At 71.1% G+C, this 20698-nt stretch carries 21 protein-coding genes; 8 read left to right on the forward strand and 13 right to left on the reverse strand.

All coding sequences use genetic code 11. The features are described 5' to 3' along the window. Positions 1-60 precede the first annotated feature (60 nt). Positions 61-654 carry a GNAT family N-acetyltransferase gene (locus tag OG936_RS29020; protein WP_266749483.1) on the reverse strand — a complete coding sequence of 198 codons (594 nt, stop codon included), beginning with the start codon at positions 652-654 and terminating at the stop codon, positions 61-63. A 180-nt stretch (positions 655-834) separates the two neighbouring features. Beyond that, on the reverse strand, positions 835-2484 hold the full coding sequence (locus tag OG936_RS29025; protein WP_406498678.1) for an acyl-CoA dehydrogenase family protein: 1650 nt from the start codon (positions 2482-2484) through the stop codon (positions 835-837). A gap of 17 nt (positions 2485-2501) precedes the next feature. Here OG936_RS29025 and OG936_RS29030 point away from each other — a divergent pair, with 17 nt between their 5' ends. Further along, positions 2502-3731, forward strand: coding sequence for a YihY/virulence factor BrkB family protein (locus tag OG936_RS29030; protein ID WP_406498680.1), 1230 nt, complete (start codon positions 2502-2504; stop codon positions 3729-3731). 13 nt (positions 3732-3744) lie between these two features. Here the strand turns inward: OG936_RS29030 and OG936_RS29035 are convergent, their stop codons facing one another. After that, on the reverse strand, positions 3745-4176 hold the full coding sequence (locus OG936_RS29035; RefSeq protein ID WP_406498682.1) for a CU044_2847 family protein: 432 nt from the start codon (positions 4174-4176) through the stop codon (positions 3745-3747). Positions 4177-4255: 79 nt separating this feature from the next. Between OG936_RS29035 and OG936_RS29040 the strand changes: the two genes are divergently transcribed. Further along, positions 4256-4954, forward strand: coding sequence for a DUF6597 domain-containing transcriptional factor (locus OG936_RS29040; RefSeq protein WP_406498684.1), 699 nt, complete (start codon positions 4256-4258; stop codon positions 4952-4954). A 16-nt stretch (positions 4955-4970) separates the two neighbouring features. On the opposite strand, the gene OG936_RS29045 is transcribed toward OG936_RS29040, so the two are convergent. Together OG936_RS29045 and OG936_RS29050 are read right to left on the reverse strand one after the other, a co-directional pair. Next, on the reverse strand, positions 4971-5363 hold the full coding sequence (locus OG936_RS29045) for a VOC family protein (RefSeq protein ID WP_406498686.1): 393 nt from the start codon (positions 5361-5363) through the stop codon (positions 4971-4973). Positions 5364-5523: 160 nt separating this feature from the next. Continuing rightward, the gene (locus OG936_RS29050) at positions 5524-7083 is read right to left on the reverse strand and encodes a 3-hydroxyacyl-CoA dehydrogenase (protein WP_406498688.1); all 1560 of its coding nucleotides are present in this window, start codon (positions 7081-7083) and stop codon (positions 5524-5526) included. 129 nt (positions 7084-7212) lie between these two features. Here OG936_RS29050 and OG936_RS29055 point away from each other — a divergent pair, with 129 nt between their 5' ends. Continuing rightward, positions 7213-7386 carry a hypothetical protein gene (locus OG936_RS29055; RefSeq protein ID WP_406500788.1) on the forward strand — a complete coding sequence of 58 codons (174 nt, stop codon included), beginning with the start codon at positions 7213-7215 and terminating at the stop codon, positions 7384-7386. Positions 7387-7501: 115 nt separating this feature from the next. Here OG936_RS29055 and OG936_RS29060 read toward each other — a convergent pair whose 3' ends face one another. From OG936_RS29060 to OG936_RS29075, 4 genes are all read right to left on the reverse strand, one after another. Next, positions 7502-8971, reverse strand: a complete 1470-nt coding sequence (locus OG936_RS29060; protein WP_406498689.1) for a sialate:H+ symport family MFS transporter — start codon at positions 8969-8971, stop codon at positions 7502-7504. 63 nt (positions 8972-9034) lie between these two features. Beyond that, entirely contained in the window at positions 9035-9715 is a 681-nt protein-coding gene (locus OG936_RS29065; RefSeq protein ID WP_383754334.1) for an N-acetylmannosamine-6-phosphate 2-epimerase, read from the reverse strand. Then, on the reverse strand, positions 9712-10692 hold the full coding sequence (locus OG936_RS29070) for an ROK family protein (protein ID WP_406498692.1): 981 nt from the start codon (positions 10690-10692) through the stop codon (positions 9712-9714). The genes OG936_RS29065 and OG936_RS29070 overlap by 4 nt, the downstream gene beginning before the upstream one ends. After that, on the reverse strand, positions 10689-11648 hold the full coding sequence (locus OG936_RS29075) for a dihydrodipicolinate synthase family protein (protein WP_383754338.1): 960 nt from the start codon (positions 11646-11648) through the stop codon (positions 10689-10691). The genes OG936_RS29070 and OG936_RS29075 overlap by 4 nt, the downstream gene beginning before the upstream one ends. 157 nt (positions 11649-11805) lie before the next feature. Between OG936_RS29075 and OG936_RS29080 the strand changes: the two genes are divergently transcribed. Beyond that, positions 11806-12504 (forward strand): FadR/GntR family transcriptional regulator, encoded by a 699-nt coding sequence (locus OG936_RS29080; protein WP_406500651.1) that lies wholly within the window; start codon positions 11806-11808, stop codon positions 12502-12504. A 147-nt stretch (positions 12505-12651) separates the two neighbouring features. On the opposite strand, the gene OG936_RS29085 is transcribed toward OG936_RS29080, so the two are convergent. Then, positions 12652-13242 (reverse strand): TetR/AcrR family transcriptional regulator, encoded by a 591-nt coding sequence (locus OG936_RS29085; RefSeq protein WP_383754341.1) that lies wholly within the window; start codon positions 13240-13242, stop codon positions 12652-12654. A gap of 115 nt (positions 13243-13357) precedes the next feature. On the opposite strand from OG936_RS29085, the gene OG936_RS29090 reads away from it, so the two are divergent. Both OG936_RS29090 and OG936_RS29095 read left to right on the forward strand, forming a co-directional pair. Further along, positions 13358-14479 carry an ABC transporter permease gene (locus tag OG936_RS29090; RefSeq protein WP_406498694.1) on the forward strand — a complete coding sequence of 374 codons (1122 nt, stop codon included), beginning with the start codon at positions 13358-13360 and terminating at the stop codon, positions 14477-14479. Beyond that, complete coding sequence (locus tag OG936_RS29095; protein WP_406498696.1) at positions 14476-15168, forward strand: ABC transporter ATP-binding protein; 693 nt, start codon at positions 14476-14478, stop codon at positions 15166-15168. Before OG936_RS29090 ends, OG936_RS29095 begins: the two co-directional genes overlap by 4 nt. Before the next feature lie 22 nt (positions 15169-15190). On the opposite strand, the gene OG936_RS29100 is transcribed toward OG936_RS29095, so the two are convergent. The 3 genes from OG936_RS29100 to OG936_RS29110 all read right to left on the reverse strand — a co-directional run bounded on the left by OG936_RS29100 (position 15191) and on the right by OG936_RS29110 (position 17826). Beyond that, complete coding sequence (locus OG936_RS29100; RefSeq protein WP_406498698.1) at positions 15191-15391, reverse strand: hypothetical protein; 201 nt, start codon at positions 15389-15391, stop codon at positions 15191-15193. A gap of 497 nt (positions 15392-15888) precedes the next feature. Continuing rightward, positions 15889-16899, reverse strand: coding sequence for an acetylxylan esterase (locus tag OG936_RS29105; RefSeq protein ID WP_406498700.1), 1011 nt, complete (start codon positions 16897-16899; stop codon positions 15889-15891). Between the two features lie 195 nt (positions 16900-17094). Beyond that, positions 17095-17826, reverse strand: coding sequence for a FadR/GntR family transcriptional regulator (locus OG936_RS29110; RefSeq protein WP_383754354.1), 732 nt, complete (start codon positions 17824-17826; stop codon positions 17095-17097). 170 nt (positions 17827-17996) lie between these two features. Between OG936_RS29110 and OG936_RS29115 the strand changes: the two genes are divergently transcribed. Both OG936_RS29115 and OG936_RS29120 read left to right on the forward strand, forming a co-directional pair. Continuing rightward, complete coding sequence (locus OG936_RS29115; protein ID WP_406498702.1) at positions 17997-19592, forward strand: ABC transporter substrate-binding protein; 1596 nt, start codon at positions 17997-17999, stop codon at positions 19590-19592. A 155-nt stretch (positions 19593-19747) separates the two neighbouring features. Continuing rightward, complete coding sequence (locus OG936_RS29120; RefSeq protein ID WP_383754359.1) at positions 19748-20698, forward strand: ABC transporter permease; 951 nt, start codon at positions 19748-19750, stop codon at positions 20696-20698.

A 20698-nucleotide genomic window follows, 5' to 3' on the forward strand; every position in this document is an offset into this window, starting at 1 on the left:
CCCGTAATAGCCGCAATCACCCCATCTGTCGCCGGAAGTTGCCGCCCCGTTGCCCGCGTGCTACCGCTTCGCCCCCGGCCACGGCCCGGGCGTCGCCACCTCCGGCTCCAGCTCGATCTTCGTGTCGAAGAGCCGGAAGCCCCGCCGCAGATAGTTGTCCATGGCGTGCGGGCCGTCCTTGGAGCACGTGTGCAGCCACACCCGCTTCGTCGGCGTCCGCTCTGGCTGGCGCTCCGCCAGGTCCCAGGCACGGGCGACCCCGTACGAGAGCAGATGGCCGCCGATCCGGCGCCCCCGGAAGGCGGGTATCAGTCCGAAGTACATGACCTCGACCACGCCGTCGTCCTGCGGATCCAGCTCGATGTATCCGGCCGGCGTCCCGTTCGCGTACGCCACCCAGGTCTCCGCCCCGGGCCGGTCCAGCGCCTCCTGCCACTGCGCGTACGTCATCGTGAGCCGGTCGGTCCACTGGATGTCGCCGCCGACCGCGGTGTACAGGAACCGGCTGAACTCGGGCAGCGGCACCTCGGACCGGACGATCCGTACATCGCCCTCCGGGACGGCGGCGGGGCGCAGATCGTCGGGGGAGGTCTGTTCCAGGGACCAGATGGTCACCTCGGCGGGGGTGTCGGCGGTGCGCGCGGGGTTGCTCATGACTGCCAGGGAACCATGCCGTGCGGCCCGGACCCAAGCCGGTCCCACGGCCCGGACGACGGCACCGGCCACACGCCCGCGATAGGGAGGCTCTACGAGGCCCTACGAGGCCGTACGCGCCCCGATCACCACCGGAGCCGTCGAACGCGGCAGCAGATCGGCCGGGTGATCCCCGCCGCTCTACGGGCGGCCCTGGCGTTCGACGGGCCGCGCCCGTTCGACCACCGATGCCAGAGCGAGGCTGTGCGGCAGCGTCCCGAACGCCGTGCCCCAGTCCCCGCCCAGCCGTGACGCGCAGAACGCGTCAGCGACCTCCGGCGGCGCCCAGCGCACCAGCAGCGAACCCTGCAGCACGAGCGCCATCCGCTCGACCAGCCTGCGGGCCCGCGCCTCGAGCCCGGTCAGATCCGCGAATTCCGTCAGCATGTCCTTGACCGCCCTGTCCAGCCGGTGATCGGCGCCGCGCGCTCTGCCGATCTCCTGGAGGAACGCGTTCAGCGCCATCGGCTCGCGCTGCAGCGCCCGCAGCACATCCAGCGCCTGTACGTTGCCCGAGCCCTCCCAGATCGAGTTGAGCGGCGCCTCCCGCAGCAGCCGCGGCATCCCGGACTCCTCGACGTAGCCGTTGCCGCCGAGACACTCCAGCGCCTCGCCCACCAGCGGCGCGCACCGCTTCGTCACCCAGTACTTCGCCGTCGGCACCGCGATCCGCAGGAAGGCCCGCTCGCTCTCCGTGTCCGCGTCGTACGCAGCGGCCAGCCGCAGCGCCAGCACCGTCGCCGCCTCCGACTCCAGCGCCAGATCGGCCAGCACATTGCGCATCAGCGGCTTCTCCACCAGCACCCCGCCGAACGCGCTGCGGTAGGTGCAGTGGTGGATCGCCTGCGCCACCGCCTGCCGCATCAGCGCCGCCGAAGCGACCACACAGTCCAGCCGCGTCGCCGCCACCATCTCGATGATGGTGCGCACCCCGTGCCCCTCGTCGCCGACCCGGCGCGCCCACGTCCCGTCGAACTCGACCTCGCTCGACGCGTTGGACCGGTTGCCCAGCTTGTCCTTCAGCCGCTGGATCGCGAACGCGTTGCGGGTGCCGTCGGGCAGCACCCGCGGCAGCAGAAGACACGTCAGGCCGCCGGGCGCCTGCGCCAGCACCAGGAAGGCGTCGGACATCGGTGCCGAACAGAACCACTTGTGCCCGGTGAGCAGATACTCGCCTGCCGCGGCCAGTGGCTCGGCCCGCGTCGTGTTCGACCGTACGTCGCTGCCGCCCTGCTTCTCCGTCATGCCCATCCCGAAGAGCACGCCGGCTTTCTGCGCGGCGGGCCGCAGCCCCTGCTCGTACACCGTCGAGGTCAGCAGCGGCTCCCACTCGGCGGCCAGCGCCGGATCGGTCCGCAGCGCGGGCACCGCCGCGTGCGTCATCGACAGCGGGCAGCCGTGCCCCGCCTCGGCCTGCGTCCACACCAGGAAGCCCGCCGCCCGCCTCACATGACCGCCGGGCCTGCCCCAGGCGTCGGTGAGACCCGCACCGACCGCATGCCCCAGCAGCCGGTGCCAGGCCGGGTGGAACTCCACCTCGTCGATGCGATTCCCGTACCGGTCGTGGGTGCGCAGTACCGGCGGATTCTCGTTCGCCTGCGCCCCCCACGCCTGTACCTGCGCGGAGCCCGCGGCCCTGCCCAGCTCACCGAGCCCGCCTTGGGCCTCGGCGAACAGTTCGGGTGACATGTGACGTCGTACCGCCTCGGTGAGCGCGAGGTCGGCGCCGAAGACGTCGTAGCCGGCCAGCGGCGGTACCTGGTTGAACACGGTGTGGGTGGTGGCTGCCATGCCGATACGGTAAGGATGTGCAGGCAGCAAATGAAACACCCGAGTGGCCGCCGGGGCGGCTCCACCGGGCCAGGGTCCTCTACCGCAACGTATCCAAGCGGCAGATGGTCTGGCAGTTGCTCAAGGACACCGTCAATTCGTGCATGGAGTACCGCATTCTGGGACTCGCGGCCGAGGCGGCGTTCTTCACGCTGCTGTCCCTGCCCCCGTTGCTGCTCGGCCTGATCGGGCTGCTCGGATACGTCGACGCGTGGACCGACACGACCACGGTCGCCTCCATCGAGCGCAACATCCTCAACGCCTCCCAGACGGTGCTCAGCCAGCGGGGCGTGAACGACTTCGCGAAGCCGCTCCTCGCGGACGTCACCACCGGCGCCCGGCCCGATGTCATCTCCATCGGCTTCGCGATCGCGCTCTGGTCGGGCTCCCGCGCGGTCAACGTCTTCATCGACACGATCACGGTGATGTACGGCCTCGACGGCCACCGCGGCATCGTCAAGACGCGGCTGCTCTCCTTCCTGCTGTACGTGATCGCGCTGCTGCTCGGCGCCGTGGTGCTGCCGCTGCTCGTGGTCGGTCCGGACCGGGTCGTGGAGTTCATCCCGTGGGGGACCGAGCTCATAAGCGTTCTGTACTGGCCGCTGGTGATCCTGCTGTCGATCGCGTTCCTGACGACGCTCTACCACGTGTCCGTACCGGTCCGTTCGCCGTGGATAGAGGACGTTCCCGGTGCGCTGGTGGCGCTCGCGATGTGGGTGCTCGGCAGCTTCCTGCTGCGGATCTACCTGACCAGTACGGTCGAGGGGCCGACGATCTACGGCTCGTTGGCGGCCCCGATCGCCGTCCTGCTGTGGATCGGCGTCTCCGCGTTCGCGGTGCTCGTGGGCGCGGCGGTCAATGCCGCCATCGACCGGGTGTGGCCCTCGCTGGCGACGGCCGCGGCGCGTGCGGCGAATGAGCGGGTACGGGCGGCCCAGGCCGCGGAGCTCGTCGCGCGGGCGCAGGCGGAGAGCCGGGAGAGGGCTGCGAACGGGGACTACGGCGATGACGACGACGATGACGAAGACGAGGATGACGATCTCGGCGAGAGCCCGTACATGCCGTCCGAGTTCCCGGAGCGGTGGTCGAGGTTCCTGCCGCCGGACGACGTGAAGTCCAGGCTGCAGCCGAGCCGCGACAAGGAGTCGGACAAGCCGGACCCGGACAGGCCGGACCCGGATAAGCCGGACAACCCGTCCGAGGGCTGAGAGCGGCCGTCCGCTATCCGGCGGGTGGCACGGGAGGGGCCGCTGCGGGTGGGGTCGTGGGCGGCGGTACGACGGCGGCCGTCGGCGTCGCGGGAGTCGTCGGAGGTGCCGGCGTCGCCGGTGTCGCGCCGGGGGACCAGGACAGCTTGACCACCAAGTGGCCCTCGACCGCGCTCTTGGCGATCACGGCCCCGGCCTCCGCCGTGATCTTCACGCCGAACTCCAGCTCCACACCGTCCGGTTTGAGAGCGCCGTCCCGGAACACGGCGAGCGCGGACTCCGCGGCCGAACGGATTCCCGTGAGTGCGCTGTCGAACGTACGCCCCGCCCTGGCCAGGGTGTTGTCGTCGCCCAACGCGACCAGGTGCGCACCCGGTGTATGACGGTCGACCTCGACCGTCACCGTCGCACCGCTGTCGGTGGTGAACTCCATCAGTGCTGTCATGGCCCGCCCCCGGGAAGCTGATTCCGTTCTCCGACGAGAAGTTCTCCGACGAGATGGGGACGAGGTTAGCGTGTGCGGCATGGGCGACACGTACGAAGAGCGGGCGTCGCGGTTCGACGGCGCGACCCTGTGGACCCTGCGCGTGCCGGAAGGATCGGTCCACGCGGTACTGCCCGACGGCTGCATGGACCTGCTCTGGATCGACGGACGACTGCTCGTCGCGGGCCCCGACACCCGTGCCGGGACGCCGGTGGCAGGGACCGGCGGGCAGTACGCCGGGATTCGTTTCGCGCCCGGTACGGCCCCCGCGCTCCTCGGCGTACCCGCGCACGAACTGCGCGACCGCCGGGTCGCCCTCGCGGAACTGTGGCCGGGCGCGCGGGTCCGCGTACTCACCGAGCGGATCGCCGAAGCCGCCGATCCCGCTGCCGCACTGGAGACCATCGCCCTGCGGCGGGCGGCCGGCACCGCACCGCCGGACCCTGTGATGCGGTCCGTCGCCGCGCATCTCGGTCACGGCCGGTCCGTCGCGGACACCGCGCGGACGGTCGGCCTCGGCGAGCGTCAGCTGCACCGCCGTTCACTCGCGGCATTCGGCTACGGGCCCAAGACGCTTGCCCGGGTCCTGCGGCTCCAGCGCGCGCTCACCCTCGCCCGGTCCGGAACGCCGTACGCCGAGGCGGCGGTCGAAGCGGGCTGCACCGACCAGGCCCATCTCGCACGGGAGATGCGCGACCTGGCCGGGACCACCCTGACCGCCTACCTGGCGTCCGGGTGACGGCCCGGCCCGGGTCTCAGCCGTTGCCCGCGAACAACGACACCGCACAGCCGTCCGGGTCGAGGACCGTCGCGTAACGCTGCCCCCACACCGCGTCCCACGGCTTCAGATGTCCCCGGTAACCGGCGCCCGTCAGGTCCTCGTACACCGCGTCCACTTCCGCCGGGCTGTCACAGAGAAAGGCGAGCCCGAGGCGTTCCCCGCCGGGCCGCGCGGTCCATTGCGGGTCGAACGACCGGATGACCTCCTCGGTGTCCCAGAGCAGACGCTGCCCGCCCGGGAGCGTCACTTCGACGTGGGGTGCGGAATCCGCGCCGGCGGGGATGTCGAGACCGAGTCGGCGGTAGAAGGCGAGCGATGCGGCCAGGTCCGCGGTGATGATGCTGATCGCGTCCATGCGTGGAGTCATGCTCCGACCGTAGGCCGGTCGTCTCTGCGGGTCTTGTAGGAAACGGACATGAGCGGTGGTCCGCGAGTGGCCGGGGGGCCTCCACGGACCTGCGGGGGGCCTGCACGGACCTGCGGGGGGCCATGGCTCCGGCAGGCCCCCCGCAGGTCCCGGCCGGCTGCTACGAGAGCGCGCTACCGGTCGCGCAGTCGGCGGGTGAGGTCCCCGGGTCCGTCAGCGCGAGGCCGAGTTGGGCGCGTTCGGTGACCCAGCGGCTCGGGCGGTGGCGGGGGTCGCCCGTTGTGCGGTGCAGCGCCCGGTGCAGGTCCAGCATCCGCTCGGCGCCGATCCGGTCGCCCCAGGTCAATGGGCCGACGGGGTAGCCGAGCCCGGCCGTGACGGCCAGGTCGATATCGGCGGGGGAGGCGATCGAGCGCTCCGCGATCCCCGCCGCGACCGACACGATCGAGGCCAGCAGCCGCTGAGCGACCGAGCCCGCCGTGTCCCGTACCACCGTGACCGCGTACGGCTCGTCGCCGTCCGCCGCCCGGGCCAGTACCGCGCGGGCGTCGTGCGCGGCGGCCGGATCCACCGCCGGGGTCACGGCCAGCACCCGGCGCCGGCCGGCCGGCGGCAGCGGGTCGATGCCGAGGGTGCGCCCCGCGGGCAGCCGGTGCGCGGCGACCGCGGCGGCCACCGTGGTGCCCCAGACCGGAACCAGGACCAGGGCCTCGGCGGACGGCTCCGTGCCCGTCTCGACGGCGGCGCCCGCAGCGGCCAGCGCCTCGCGCAGCGCGGTCGCGTCCCGGTCCTGCGGCGCGGCGCCGTGGACGAACACCGGGCGGTCGGCGTCACCCGTGACCGGCGGTTCCGGGACCGGGGCGGGCGCCTCGGGGCCGTACGCGAACCAGCCCTGCCCGGTCTTGCGGCCGTGCAGCCCGGCGGCGACCCGGTTCGGAGTGAGGTAGGAGGGACGGAGCCGGTCCGCGTACCGGAAGCCCTGCCAGATCGAGTCGATCACCGCGGCCGTCACATCCAGACCGGTGAGGTCCATCAGCTCGAACGGGCCCATCCGCAGGCCGAGGACGTCACGGGCGATCCGGTCGATGTCCGCCGGGTCGGCGACCGTCTCCTCCAGCAGGGCGAGGGCCTCGGTCACCAGGCCGCGCCCGGCGTGATTGACCAGGAAGCCGGGGGTGTCGGCGACGGTGACCGCGCGGTGTCCGCAACTTTCGACGAGTGCGGTGAGGGCCGGCGGGATCTCCGGGCGGGTGGCCGCGCCCGGCACGATCTCGACGATCTTCATCAGCGGTACCGGGTTGAAGAAGTGCAGCCCGGCCAGGCGCGTCGGATCCTTCAGTGCCGCCGCGATCCGGGTGACCGACAAGGACGAGGTGTTGGTCGCGAAGACGGCCGTCGCGGGCAGCGCCTGCTCCAGCCGGCCGAAGACCTCCGTCTTGGTGCCGAGGTCCTCCCGCACGGCCTCGACGACCAGTTCGACGTCCGGTCCCTGTGCCCACGGGTCGTCCAGCGGGATCAGCCGCTTCAGGGCGGCGGCACGGTCCTCGGCGGACATCCGGCCCTTCTGCACGGCCCGTTCGAGCATGGATCGTACGAAGTCCACGGCGGCCGTCACCGCCTCCGTACGTACGTCGCACAGCTCGACGGTGTGTCCGGCGGTCGCCGCCCACTGGGCGATGCCGCGGCCCATGGCCCCGGCGCCGACGATCCTGATACGCATGGCAGTTGCGGTCCTCTCAGGGTGTGACCAGTGATCGGGGTGTGACATGTGATCGGGTGCGTGGTCATGGTGGGTGTGACATGTGATCGGGTGCGTGGTCATGGTGGGTGTGACATGTGATGCGTCTCAGTGAAGATAGACGTGGTCCAGGTCCACGTCCTCACGCAGCAGCCGCAGTTCGGCCGCGGTCGGCGGGGGTACGGTCCCGAGCTGCACCGCCGCGAGGCCCGGTACGGCCTGGAGATCATGTGCATCGGTGGTGGACAGGGCCTCGCCGCGATCTTCGAGCGCATCGAGGCCTGAGCCGAGGCGCGGTGCGGTGAGACGCGCCCGGGTCGAGGGCGTGGGCCCGTAGGGCGGCCGGGAACGCGGGGCGGGCAGGACGGTGTTCGCCGCCCCGCCCCGCGCTCGCGTTGTGTCAGCCGACGGCCGTCGTGGGTGCGGCCTCGCTCCGTTCCGTCGCCGGTGGCACCGCGAGGTGGTCCCGTTCCGCGTCCGGATCGGTCAGCCGGTTCAGCCTGGCCGGTATGTCGAACCCGACCAGCAGCACCACGATCACCGTGCCCGCGAAGGTCAGCACCGCCAATGCCCGGCCCAGGTCCATCCCGGACGCCAGATGCGCTCCCAGGACCGGGGCCACGGCGCCGCCGAGCGCTCCCACGTTGTACGTGAAGCCCAGCGCGGCGCCACGGCTCTCGGTCGGGAAGTGCCCGCCGATGTAGCGGGGCAGCAGCCCGGAGATACCGAAGCTGGTCGCCTGCAGCAGGAAGAGCAGAATCCCGAGCAGCAGCAGATTGTTGTGCACGGCGAAGACCGGGTACACGAAGGCCAACGAGGCGAGCAGCGTCAGTGCGTACGCCTTCTTCGCGCCGATCCGGTCACCGAGGAATCCCGCGGTCCAGCAGCCGGCCATGGTGCCGAAGCCCGCGAAGTACAGGACGTCGGTGACCTGGCCGGTGGTGTAGCCGAGTTCGGTCTTCAGATACGTGGGCAGCAGCGCCTGGATCGGCCACGAGTACAGGAACGCGAAGAACAGCGTCACGATCATCGACAGGTACAGCACCCAGCTCCGCTTCCCGCCGAGCTGCACCGCGAACGCGACGAGCGCGAGTCCGGCGACCACCGAGAGGACCGGAACCATTCCGGCACCGCCCGGCGTGAAGACCAGGAAGAGCGAGACGGTGGCGAGGACGACCAGGACCGCGTTGACGACGGTCCTGCCGTGCGTCACGAACAGCGGCCGGAACGGGTTGGGCTCGGCTCCCTTGTCCGCGACCGTCTCCGTCCACTCCTCGGCCTCCGGCAGCGCGCGCCGCATCCACAGTGCGATGGCGATCGGGATCAGGCCGATGTAGAACATCCACCGCCAGCCGAGCGACGGCACCACCCAGTTGTAGACCTGTGCCGCGAGCACCGAGCCGACCGAGAAACCGGAGATCAGGAAGCCGCTGGCCCGGCTGCGGAGCTTCGCGGGCCAGCTCTCCATGACGTACGTGGCGCTGGCGCTGTACTCACCGGCCATGCCCATGCCGATGGCGAGCCGCGCGGCGAACAGGCTCTGGTAGTTCCAGGCGAATCCGCAGGCGAAGGTGCCGAGGGAGTACAGCAGGATGCTCAGGATCATGGAGAACTTGCGGCCGTACCGGTCGCCGAGGGCGCCGAGTACCGCCCCGCCGAGCCAGCGGGTGATGAACGCACCGGAGATCAGGCTGGCGGCCTGCACCGTGCTCAGGCCGAAGTCGTCACTGATCTCGGTGAGGACGAGCGTGATCAGCACGAAGTCGAAGCCGTCGAGGACATAGCCGATCCAGGCGGCCAGGAACGACTTCCACTGGGTACCGCTCACCTCGCGGTACCAGGGGAGCGTGGGGGGTGTGGTGCTGTGCACAGTGACTCCAGGATGCGGGACGGCACTCGCCTTTGAGTGGCCGGCCCGCGCGGTGGGGAGGGATCAGGGCCGGGTCATGCCTGCGACGAAGCGGGTGGTCAGGGCGGTGGGGGCGGTGATGGCCGTGCCGACGACGACGCTGTGGGCGCCGCGGGCCAGGGCTTCGGCGGCGTCCTCGGGGGTGTTGATACGGCCTTCGGCGACCACGGGGACATCGATCGCGGTGGAGAGCGCGGCGACGAGGTCGAGATCGGGGCCGGTCTGCTTCGGTGTGCCGGGCACGTAGCCGGAGAGGGTGGTGGAGACGAAGTCCGCGCCCTGCCCGGCCGCGGTGACGCCCTCGGCGAGCGTGGAGACATCGGCCATGACCAGGGCGCCCGCCGCGTGGACCGCCACGACCAGCTCGGCGAAGGTGGAGCCGTCGGGGCGCGGCCGGTCGGTGGCGTCCGCGGCGACGACGGCGGCACCGGCCTCGGCGACGGCCAGGGCGTGCCGGACGGTCGGGGTGATGTAGACGCCGACGTCGCCGTCCTTCCACAGACCGATGACCGGCAGATCCACGGCCTCGACGATCGCGGCGACGACCTCCGGCTCATTGGCGCGGATCGCGGCGCCGCCACCGGCGACGGCCGACCGGGCGAGCCGGACGAGGGTGCCGGTCTCCCGCATCGGGTCGCCGGGAGGTGCCTGACAGGACACGATCAGCTTGCCCTGGAGGGAATCGGCCAGTTCCTGTGCGGTCATCGAGGGGCTCCCGGGTGGTGGAGGGGAAGGGTGGTGGTCAGGGCGGCGGCGCCCAGTACGGCCGCGTCGGCGCCGAACAGCGGTGGCTCGGGTACGAGCCCGCGCAGCGGCGGCATCAGCTCCGCGACGAAGGCCGCGGCCAGGGCGTCCCCGTACAGCGGGCCGATCCGCGGCACTCCGCCGCCGACGACGACCCGGTCCGGTCCCAGGGCGTTGGCGAGCCCGCCGAGCACATGGCCGGTGGCGGCCGCGCCGGTGGTGATGGCGCGGACGGCGGCCGCGTCGCCCCGCGCGGCACGGGCGGCGACGGTTTCGAGCCGGTCCACGGGGGAGCCGGTCAGCCGCTCGTAGTGGGCGGCGATGCCGGGTCCGGAGGCGATGACCTCCAGATGCCCGGTGGCGCCGCAGGTACAGGGCAGTCCGGCCGCCTCGGGGCTGGGCAGATGGCCGAGGTGCCCGGCGATACCGGCGGCGCCGTGCAGCATCCGCCCGTCGACGGCGATGGCGCCGCCCACCCCCGTACCGATGGCCGCGAACAGCAACGAGCCGTGTCCCGTCGACCCGCGACCGGGCTCCGGGGCGTTCAGCGCCGCCAGTTCCGGTCCGGCCGTGGCCCGTACGTCGTTGTCGCAGGCCACCGGGGACCCGGTACGCTCCGCGAGGCCGGTGCCCAGCGCGGTGCCCGCCCAGTCGCGGATGGCATCGGTGGCACTGGTGACCATGCCGGTACGGGGATCGACGACCCCGGCGGCGGCGACGCCGATCGCCGTGGCCTGCCGTCCCGGATCGACGGTGCCGGCGGCCTCGGCCAGCGCGTCCAGCACGGCCGGCGCGCCGTCCCGGGCCGGGGTGGGCCGGGTGTGCCTGGCCAGGACCGCGCCGTCCGCGCCGAAGAGCGCGGCGGCGATCTTCGTACCGCCGAGATCGAGGCCGATCACGGTGGCGCCGGTGCCGGCGTACAGGGGGGCGGAGTTCATCGGACCGGCGGCAGACCGGCGGCGCGCAGGCGCTGGGCGACCAGGGCGACCGACTCGGCACTCAGCTGGATCTGCGGGAACGCGGTGTCACCGCACTGGATGATGCCGAGCAGCTGGAGCGCCGCCTTGAACGAGCCGAGCGCCGAGGAACTGCGGCCCATGTCCGCCTCCGGCCCGACGTCGACCATGCCGAACAGTTCGACGAGCCGCTCCTGCTCCTTCGTGGCGAGCGCCCAGTTCCCGTCCCGCGCGGCGTCGTACAGCCGGACGTACCCGGCCGGGTCGACGTTGCCGATGCCCGGTACGACACCGTCGACCCCGGCCAACAGGGCTGCGTCCACAGTGAGTTCGGAGCCAGTGAGTACGCTGAAGTGCGGCGCGGGGCCCTCCTTGCGGCCGTCGCGGCCGCCCAGCTCGACGAGCAGCCGGCGCAGCCCGCCCTCGTCGCCGCTGCTGTCCTTGAGACCGGCCAGGGTGCCGTCCTCGGCGAGTTCGCGGACCAGTGCGGCGGAGAGCTTGCTGTGCACCGCGACCGGGATGTCGTACGCGAACAGCGGCAGGTCGACTGCCGCGCGCAGCCGCCGGAAGTGCTGGGCGATCTCCTTGCCGTGGGTGCGGGTGTAGAACGGCGCGGTCGCGACCAGGGCGTTCGCACCCAGCTCGGCGGCGGACCTGGCGTGCTCGATCACGCGTGCGGTGGTGGTGTCGATGACACCGGCCAGCACCGGCACCCGGCCGTCGGTCACGTTGACCACGGTCTCCAGCGTCGTGGCGCGCTGTTCATCAGTGAGGTACGCGACCTCGCTGGTGGATCCGAGCGCGAACAGTCCGTGCACACCACCGCCGATGAGGTGCTCGACGAGCCGGGCGAGGGACGCGGTGTCGACCTCCCCCTGGTGGTCGAGCGGGGTGCAGACCGGCGGGACGACGCCGTGCAGGGGTGCGGTCAGAGACATGGTGAGGGCTCCAGCTTGGTTGATGCACCGATCCGTGGCCCGAAGCGGCTGCACGGAGCTGGACATGAGACGTAAGATGTCCTATGTCTGGCCTCACCTTAAACAGATGCCCCTGCGGCCGGTCAAGGGGCAGTCGCACCTCAATCAGGAGGACGTAGTGGCGCGCCCCACCATGGCTCAGGACATAGAGCGTCGGCTCAAGGAGCTGATCCTGGAACGCGGACTCGGCCCCGGCGACGCGCTGCCCACCGAGACCGAACTGATGGATCTCTTCGGCGTGGGGCGGGTGTCGGTGCGCGAGGCCCTCAAGGCGCTCCAGGCCGTCAATGTCGTGGAGATCCGCCGCGGCTTCGGCACCTTCGTCGGGTCGCTCTCCCTGTCGCCCTTCGCCGAGGGGCTCGCCTTTCGGGCAGCCGTCCGTCACCGGCAGGGCGAGCCGGGCCTCTTCGAGCTGATGAAGGTGCGGGAGGCGTTGGAGACGGGCCTGGTCGGCGCCGTCACGGCCGGTATCCCCGACGAGGATCTCGACGTGCTGCGCGGCCTCGTGGCGACGATGGAGGCGGAGGCGGGCCATGACGGCCGGGTGGCGCGCGGCACCGACCGCGCCTTCCACCTCGCGCTCTACGCCTCACTCGACAACCACCTGCTCAGTGAGGTGCTGGACGCCTTCTGGGCGGCCATGGACCGGGTGCGCGAGGACCTCGACGACGGCCATCAGGATCCGGTGGCCACCTGCGCCCAGCACCGCGAGATCGTCGCCGCGGTCGCGGCGGCCGACGGCGAACGCGCGGCACGCGCCATGCGTACCCACTTCGACGGCATCCGCACCCGTCTCGAACCGTCACCGGCCCAGTGACCGTGACCGGCCTCGGGGCGGTGGCCGGCCCAGCCGTCACTTCGGGGCCGCAACCGGCCCGGCGATCGCCACCGGTCTCGTGGCCGGGCGGCCGAGGCGCTGAGGGAAGGCGCGACAGGAAGGCGCCACCGGGGGTCCGCGCCCCGGTCACCTTCCCGCCGCTGCCCCCGTGACCGCCGCGACCGCCATCCGTACCGCCCGTTCCGTCATGACCACGTCGTCGTCGCCCGACTCGATCGCCGTCGTGGCGGCATTGACGATCCCCTGCAGCAGCAGCGCCGTGCGCCGCGGGTCCTCCTCGCCCAGTTCGGTGAGCGCGCCGATCAGCGGGGTGAGCAGCTCCCGGTGCGCGCGCACCGCGCTCTCCCGTACCACCGCCGCGTCCCGGACCCCCGCCAGGGCCTGGGCGATCCGGTGCTCCCCGACGCGGACCAGCTCCAGCTGGGACGACACATACGCGGCGATCTTCTCCTCGGGCGTACCGGCCGCCGACATGCGGGACCGGATGGCGTCCGTCCAGCGCGGCATCGCGTCCTCGACGACCGCGGCGAGCAGCTCGGGGCGGCCGGGAAAGTACTTGTACACGCTGTTGCGGGCGAGGCCGGTGGCCCTGGCGACCGCCGTGAAGGTCACGGCCTCGGCGTCGCCGCCCTCCAGCAGTTCGCGCGCCGCCCGCACCAGGGCCAGCCGCTGCTGGGCATGGTGCTCGACGACCGTGGCGGCTCTGATCCTGGGCACCCGCCCAGTCTAGAAGCTCCGGCCGCTCCCGACCCCCCACTTAGGGACGCCGCGTCGCCATCATCTATGTTAGCGACACACCGTCCCTAACATCGATCCATCGAAGGGAACCGCTGTGTTCCTCGCTCTGCTGGAGCTGCGCGCCGCCCGAGGGCGCTTTCTGCTCATGGGGTCCGTCGTGGTGCTCGTCGCCGCACTCGTCGGCATCGTCTCCGGCTTCACCACCGGTCTCGGCGACGACACCATCTCCGCCCTGCGCCGCCTCCCGGCCGCGCAGCTGGTCTTCTCCTCCGACGCCCGGTCCGACCAGTTCGCCCGCAGCCTCCTCGACGAAAAGACGGCCGCCGCCTGGCACAAGGACGCCGGCACCGAAACGACCCCGCTGGGCGTCTCCATCACCCGCGGTACGACGAACCGCGGCGCCGAGGTCGATCTCGCCGCCTTCGGAGTCGATCCCACCGCCTTCCTCAACCCCTCCGTCACCCAGGGCAAGAGCCTCGCGGACGCGGCGGCCGACAGCGTCGTGATCTCCGCCAAGCTCGCCGACGAGGGTGTGCGCGTCGGCGACACCCTCGTCATCGACCGGCTCGGCATCTCGCTGCGGGTCATCGGGCAGACCGAGCGCCTCAGCTACGGCCATGTGCCCGCCGCCTACGTCCCGTTGAAGACCTGGCAGCGCATCCGTTTCAGCACCCCCGGCGCTCCGGCCGCCACGACCGCCACCGTCCCCGACCAGTTCAGCGCCCTGGCCCTGCGCTCCCCGGTCAGGACATCGGCCGCCGCCCTCGACAAGCGCCACTCCACCACCACCCTCACCAAGGAGAAGGCGTACGAGGCGGCCCCCGGCTACACCGGCGAACGCGTCACCATGAACTCGATCCAGATCTTCCTCTACCTGATCGCCCCGCTGGTTGTCGGCGCCTTCTTCGCCGTCTGGACCGTGCAGCGCCAGCCCGAACTCGCCCTGCTGCGCGCGCTGGGCGCGTCCCGCCGGCGGCTGCTCGCCCACACCGTGCTCCAGGCGACCCTGGTCGTCGTCCTCGGGACCGCGGCGGGCGCCGTACTCGCCGCGGCGGTCGGGCTGCTGGTCGGTGAACAGGTGCCGTTCAGCCTGCCCGCCTCCACCCTCGCCATCACCATGTGCACCGTCGCGGCCGTCGGTCTCGCGGGCACCGCCCTGACCCTGCGCCGGGTCACCCGAGCCGACCCGCTGACCATGCTGGGAGCCAACCGATGAGCCTCGAACTGACCGGTGTCACCGTCTCGTTCGGCCGCGCCGACACCCGTACCACCGTCTTCGACAGCCTCGACGTCACCTTCGAACCGGGCCGGATGACCGCCCTAGTCGGCCCCTCGGGCTCCGGCAAGTCCACTCTGCTCGCCATCGCGGGCGCCCTGCTGCGGCCCACCTCCGGGCAGGTCCTGCTCGACGGCGAGGACCTCGCCGGACTCTCCGACGCCCAGCGCGCCAAGGTTCGCCGCGAACGCATCGGTTACATGTTCCAGAGCGGCAATCTGCTCTCCGCTCTGCCCGCCGTCGAACAGCTGCTGGCCGCCGCGTACATCAGCGGCGAACGCCCCCGGACGCACCGCTCGCGCGTCCAGGACGCCCTGACCGGGGTCGGCCTCGGCCACCGGCTGCGCCACCGCCCCGAGCAGCTCTCCGGCGGCGAACGCCAGCGCGTCGCCCTGGCCCGTGCCCTCTTTCTCTCCCCGAAACTGCTCCTGGTCGACGAACCGACCGCGGCCGTCGACCGCTCACAGGCGGCCGAGCTGGCCGGACTCCTCGCTGAACGCACCCGCCAGGACGAGTGCGTCACCGTCGTGGCAACGCACGACCCGGCCGTGGCTGAGGCCGCCGACCGGGTCGTGGACATGGCGACACTGACCGCCGCCGCGTCCTCGCCCGCGCTGCCCGGCCGCTGAACCCGTCCGGTGACGGGGCCCGTCACCGCTGCTGGACACTGCCGTACAAGTAGCCGCTCGCATCGTTCAGCGCGGCACGGCTCCACGCGTCCACGTCGGCGGGCCCCGTCGCCGCCCGGTCCGGCGTGTGCTCCACCAGCTCGCGCCCCGGCCTGCGGCCCAGCTCGACCAGGCGCGCGACACTGCCGCCGACCACCCCGATGCGCAATCCTGTCACTGCCACCGTGCCACCACCTGGTCTCACGCTCCGGGAGGTGCTGAACGCCCACATCGTCGCACCCGGTTCGGTGCGGGACGGGGACGCGAGGCACCTCCCGGAGGTCCCGGACGGCTACGCGGTCACGGCGGCGTCACCGTCACGGGGTCATGGTCGCCGTCGTGCTGCCGGAGGCCTGCTTGCCACTGGCCCGACAGGTGGCGGTGAGCTCGGCGCTGCCCGTGACGCCGGCCGCCACGGTGACCGGGACCTTGATGTCGGCACCCTGGCCCGGGTCGAGCGCCGGGATGGCTGGATCAGCCGGCCCTTGTGCGCGCCCAGGCGCAGCCGGATGCCCTCGCCGGAGGCCGCGAACATGCCCGTCCGGGCGGGGTTCTTGATCTGTTTGGTGATACGGCGATGGGTCCAGGTCGGCCCGTCGTCGTCCGAGTAGCTGTAGTCGGCCTGGACGATGTTCGGGTCGCTCTCGTCATTGCCGGTACCCGAGCCGAGGGTGCCTCCGGTCAGGAGTGGCCGGCCCGCCCCGACGGCGGGCCGGCGAACAGGGAACGCACCCAGGTCAGTTGCTCCCGCTGCTGATACGCCGCGCCGCCCTCGTGCCCGTTGAACTCGTAGACCCGTACGTCCTTGGGGCCCGCGTAGTGGTTGTAGGCGGTGAAGCAGGTGGAGGGCGGGCAGATCTCGTCCATCATCGCGATCGAGAACAGCGCGGGAGCGGTGGCGCGGGTGGCGAACAGTGCGGCATCGAAGTACGACAGGGTGGTGAACGCCGTCGAGGTGCGGTCGCGGTGGAGTTTCAGATACTCGGCGATCTCGGTGAACGGCGGCCGGCCAGAAATCTCCGCCGCCCGCCGGAAGTTGCAGAGGAACGGCACGTCCGGCATCACCCCGGCCAGCCCCGGCACGAGCCCCGATACGGCCAGGGCGATGCCGCCGCCCTGGCTGACCCCGGTGACGACGATCCGGCCGGGATCGACCTCCGGGTGCTCGCGCATCGCCTCGACGCAGCGCACGGCGTCGGTGAACACCCGTCGGTAGTAGTACGTTTCGGGGCTCTCGATGCCACGGGTGAGGAAACCGGGCACGGTACCGGCCGCACCGGCGTCCGTATCGGCGGTGGAGCCGGTCGCGGCCGACCAGCCCTGACCACGGGTGTCCATGATCAAGTGCGCGTAACCGGCGGACGCCCAGAGGAGGTTCTCGTGGGCGAGGCCGCGCCCACGTCCGTATCCGAGGAACTCGACGATGCAGCCGAGCGGTCCGGTGGCCCCGGCCGGCAGATGCAGCCAGCCCCGGACCGGCCGTCCCGCGAAGCCGGGCAACGTCACATCATAGGTACGGACCTGGGTGAGTCCGGTGTCGACGGGGGCGAACACCGGCTTCTCCGCCGAGCCTCGGCCGTCGGCGGACACCTCGCTCAGGGTGCTGGACCAGAAGGCATCGAAACCGTCCGGAACGGGCAGTTCGGGCCGGTAGGCGCGGCAGTCCGCGAGTGAGAGGTCCGTCAGCGGCATGGAGGTGCCCTCCTGGGGTGGAACAGGGATGCTGAACGCCGAGAATCAAGACAGAAGACGTCAGATGTCCCGGCGCCACACGGACCCTAGGCAGCGCTGCTGTCAGCCGTCAAGGGCCCCACCGGACCGGAATCTGTCCCGGCAGGGCCCGGCTCCGTCCTCCCGGGAGGGTGTGAGGAGGTCGGGCGTGAGGGGTCAGCCCCGGACGCCGTCGCGGGCGCGGGCCTCGGCGATCCGGCGCCTGACCGGGGCGTAGTGCTCGCTCAGCGCCTTCATGAAACCGGCGCTGTCCCCGGCCCGTGCGGCGTCCACGATGTTCTGGTGGGCCGTGATCGTCTCCATCTCGTCGGCGTGCGTGAATCCGTCGAGGTGCGGTGCGACGATCGTGTACACGTCCCAGAAGGCCATCGAGAGCTGGCCGATGAGTTCGTTGCCGAGCGGCGCCACCAGTAGCGCGTGGAACGCCCGGTCCGCCTCCACGAAACCGTGCCCGTCCTGGACGCCGGTCTCGCGCATGGTGGCGACCAGGCCGTCCAGGATGTCGAGCTGGTCCGGGGTGAGCAGCGAGACGATCCGGTCGGCCATCCCGCGCTCGAACAACTCGCGTACGTCGACGAGGTCGGCCATCACCTGGAAGTCGTCGTCGGGGGAGAGCAGTCCGCGGAAGGTCAGGCTCTCCACCAGGGCGGACAGGCTCAGCCTGCCCACGTACGTCCCGTGCCCGTGGCGCACCTCGACGATGTCCAGCGCGTTGAGGATCTTGACGGCCTCGCGGACGCTCGAACGGCTGGCCCCCAGCGCCTCGCACAGGGCCGGCTCGGTGGGTAGCGGGTCCCCGGGGCGCAGGCGTTTTTCGAGGATGTAGCGCTTGATGCCCTCGACGACTTCCTGCCGAAGCAGCTGCCGGCCGGGCCTCGTACCGGACATATGTGAACTCCCCACCTCTTGACCCCTCTCGATTGTCAAGCTACGTTCCCACGCTATCAAGGCATCAGACATCTGACGTCTGACGCCTGAGGTTCCTTGATCCTTGCGATCCTGCGATCCCCGTCTGTTTCCGCCCCTTACGTTCCATCTTCGATGTCCCTGGAGGACCCGTGCCCGAGCTGAGATCAGCCGGTGTCGAGCGCCGCACCTTCCTGCGTTACACCAGTGCTGTCGGTGCGGCAGCCGCCATCACGGCGAGCCTTTCCGCCTGCGGTGGACCGTCCTCGACCGCCGACGGCACGGCAGGCAAGGGCGACGGCAACGGCCTCATCGAGGCCGGTCTCTCGTACCCCCTGTCGACCGGTTTCGACCCGATGATCACCTCCGGTGCGACTCCGTACGCCGCCAATATGCACATCTTCGAGGGCCTGGTCGATCTCGATCCGGCAACGCTCGTGGCCCGTCCCGCACTTGCCACCGAGATGCCGAAGAAGATCAATGCAACAACCTACCGGGCCACCCTCCGCAAGGGCGCGACCTTCCACGACGGATCGGCCGTCACCGCCGACGACGTGGTGTTCAGCTTCGAACGCATCCTGGACCCGAAGAACGCCTCGCTGATGGCGCAGTTCGTGCCCTTCATCGACACGGTGAAGGCCGTCGACGCCGGCACGGTCGAGTTCAAGCTGAAGTACCCCTTCGCGCTCTTCCCGTCCCGCATAGCCGTGGCCCGGATCGTCCCGAAGAAGATCGTCGAGCCGGACCCGAAGGCCTTCGACGCCAAGCCGGTCGGCTCCGGACCGTACAAGTTCGTCGAAGCGACCCGCGAGGACAAGATCGTCTTCGAGGCGTACGACAAGTACAACGGCGCGCACCCGGCCAAGGCCAAGAAGATGATCTGGCGCCTGATGTCCGACCAGTCGGCGCGCGTCAGCGCCATGGAGTCGGGCCGGGTCCAGGCCATCGAGGACGTCCCCTACATCGACGTCAAGCGCCTCTCCGGCTCCTCGAAGACCGAGTCCGTCCAGTCCTTCGGCCTGCTCTTCCTGATGTTCAACACCGCCGACAAGCGGTTCGCCGACAAGCGCGTGCGCCAGGCCCTGCACTACGCCCTGGACACCGAGAAGATCATCTCCACCGCGATGGTCGGCAATGCCGCACCGGCCACCGGGTACGTCCCCGCCACCCACCCCGACTACCAGAAGGCCGCCACGGTCTACACCCACGACGTGGCCAAGGCGAAGCAGCTGCTCGCCGAAGCCGGCGCGAAGAACCTCTCCTTCACCGTCCTCACCACCGACACCGGCTGGGTCAAGGACATCGCCCCGCTGCTGAAGGAGAGCTGGGAGGCGGCCGGCGTCAAGGTCACCCTCGACATCGCCCAGTCCCCGGCCCAGTACGCCAAGATCGACAAGGGCGACTTCGACGTGCTGGTCGCCCCCGGCGACCCGTCCGTCTTCGGCAACGACGCGGACCTCCTGCTGCGCTGGTTCTACTACGGCTTCTGGCCCGAGAGCCGCTACGGCTGGGGTAAGTCCGCCGCGTACAAGAAGGTCAAGCAGACCCTCGACAAGGCCGCCCAGGCCGCGGACGAGGCGAAGCGCAAGGAGCTGTGGGGCGAGGTCACCGACCTCGTCGCCGACGAGGCCGCGCTCTACCCGATCCTGCACCGCAAACTGCCCACGGCCTGGAACGACAAGGCCCTGCCCGGCTTCAAGCCGCTGCCCACCACGGGCCTGTCCTTCCTGGACGTCAGCCGCACCTGACCGGCCCCCGGCGCCCAGCGCCCGATCGCCCGGTCCGGGACTCCCGCCCGATCCAGGTGTCCCGGCCCCAGGGCCTCTCGTTCGGATCAGGCCGGGCTCGCGGGGCCTGATCCGAACGAAAGACCCCAGACCGCCCAACCACAAGGAACCCGACGATGGTTGCTTTTCTCCGGCTCGCGCTGCGCCGCGTCGCGATGATGCCGGTGATGATCCTCGGTATCGCGCTGCTCGTCTTCGTGGTGCTGCAGTTCTCGCCGGTCGACCCGGCCTTCAACGCGCTCGGGGAGAGCGCCACCCCCGAGGCCCGTGCGGCCTTCGCCGAGGCCAACGGCCTCAACGACCCGCTCCCGGTCCGGTACTTCCGCTTCCTGGGCCAGCTGCTCCACTTCGACCTCGGGATGACCGTCCCGCCGAGCCAGCCCGTACTGGACCGGATCACGGCGGCCTTTCCGCTCACCCTTCAGCTGACCCTCCTCGGGCTGATCCTCGCGGTGATCCTGGCCGTCCTGTTCGGTGTGGTCGGCGCGATGTACCGGGACCGCTGGCCCGACCAGCTGTTCCGGGTCCTGTCCATGGCCGGGGTCGCCATCCCGTCCTTCTGGCTCGGCGTGCTGCTCATCCAGCAGTTCGCGCTGAACACCCGGATCTTCCCGACCGGCGGCTACACCAACCCGGCCGACTCCTTCAGCGGCTGGCTCACCACCATGGCACTGCCCGCCATTTCGCTGGCGCTCCCGGTCTCGGCCTCCCTCGCCCGTCTCGTACGGACCTCGATGGTCGCCGAACTCGACCGCGACTACGTCCGCACCGCCCGCGGCAACGGCCTCCCGCCGCTGCTGGTGATCCGCTCGGTGCTGCGCAACGCGCTCGTCACCCCGCTGACCGTGCTCGGCATCAAGGTTGGGTACATGCTCAGCGGCGCCGTCGTCATCGAAGCGATCTTCGACCTGCCCGGCATGGGCAAGCTCATCCTCGAAGGTGTCACCGGCGGCGATGTCGCCCTGGTCCAGGGCACCGTACTGACCATCGCCATCGCGTTCCTGGTGGTCAACGTCATCGTCGACCTGCTCTACCTGCTGGTCAACCCGCGCATCAGGACGGTGTGA

It is taken from the genome of Streptomyces sp. NBC_00846, assembly GCF_045207325.1.
Lineage (GTDB): Bacteria > Actinomycetota > Actinomycetes > Streptomycetales > Streptomycetaceae > Streptomyces.

What these genes read in the sequence shown, in the direction of transcription:
- OG936_RS29020 (WP_266749483.1), bottom strand. Translation starts at nt 654, where the DNA reads ATGAGCAACCCCGCGCGCACCGCCGACACCCCCGCCGAGGTGACCATC.
- OG936_RS29025 (WP_406498678.1), bottom strand. Translation starts at nt 2,484, where the DNA reads ATGGCAGCCACCACCCACACCGTGTTCAACCAGGTACCGCCGCTGGCC.
- OG936_RS29035 (WP_406498682.1), bottom strand. Translation starts at nt 4,176, where the DNA reads ATGACAGCACTGATGGAGTTCACCACCGACAGCGGTGCGACGGTGACG.
- OG936_RS29040 (WP_406498684.1), top strand. Translation starts at nt 4,256, where the DNA reads ATGGGCGACACGTACGAAGAGCGGGCGTCGCGGTTCGACGGCGCGACC.
- OG936_RS29045 (WP_406498686.1), bottom strand. Translation starts at nt 5,363, where the DNA reads ATGACTCCACGCATGGACGCGATCAGCATCATCACCGCGGACCTGGCC.
- OG936_RS29050 (WP_406498688.1), bottom strand. Translation starts at nt 7,083, where the DNA reads ATGCGTATCAGGATCGTCGGCGCCGGGGCCATGGGCCGCGGCATCGCC.
- OG936_RS29065 (WP_383754334.1), bottom strand. Translation starts at nt 9,715, where the DNA reads ATGACCGCACAGGAACTGGCCGATTCCCTCCAGGGCAAGCTGATCGTG.
- OG936_RS29070 (WP_406498692.1), bottom strand. Translation starts at nt 10,692, where the DNA reads ATGAACTCCGCCCCCCTGTACGCCGGCACCGGCGCCACCGTGATCGGC.
- OG936_RS29075 (WP_383754338.1), bottom strand. Translation starts at nt 11,648, where the DNA reads ATGTCTCTGACCGCACCCCTGCACGGCGTCGTCCCGCCGGTCTGCACC.
- OG936_RS29095 (WP_406498696.1), top strand. Translation starts at nt 14,476, where the DNA reads ATGAGCCTCGAACTGACCGGTGTCACCGTCTCGTTCGGCCGCGCCGAC.
- OG936_RS29105 (WP_406498700.1), bottom strand. Translation starts at nt 16,899, where the DNA reads ATGCCGCTGACGGACCTCTCACTCGCGGACTGCCGCGCCTACCGGCCC.
- OG936_RS29110 (WP_383754354.1), bottom strand. Translation starts at nt 17,826, where the DNA reads ATGTCCGGTACGAGGCCCGGCCGGCAGCTGCTTCGGCAGGAAGTCGTC.
- OG936_RS29120 (WP_383754359.1), top strand. Translation starts at nt 19,748, where the DNA reads ATGGTTGCTTTTCTCCGGCTCGCGCTGCGCCGCGTCGCGATGATGCCG.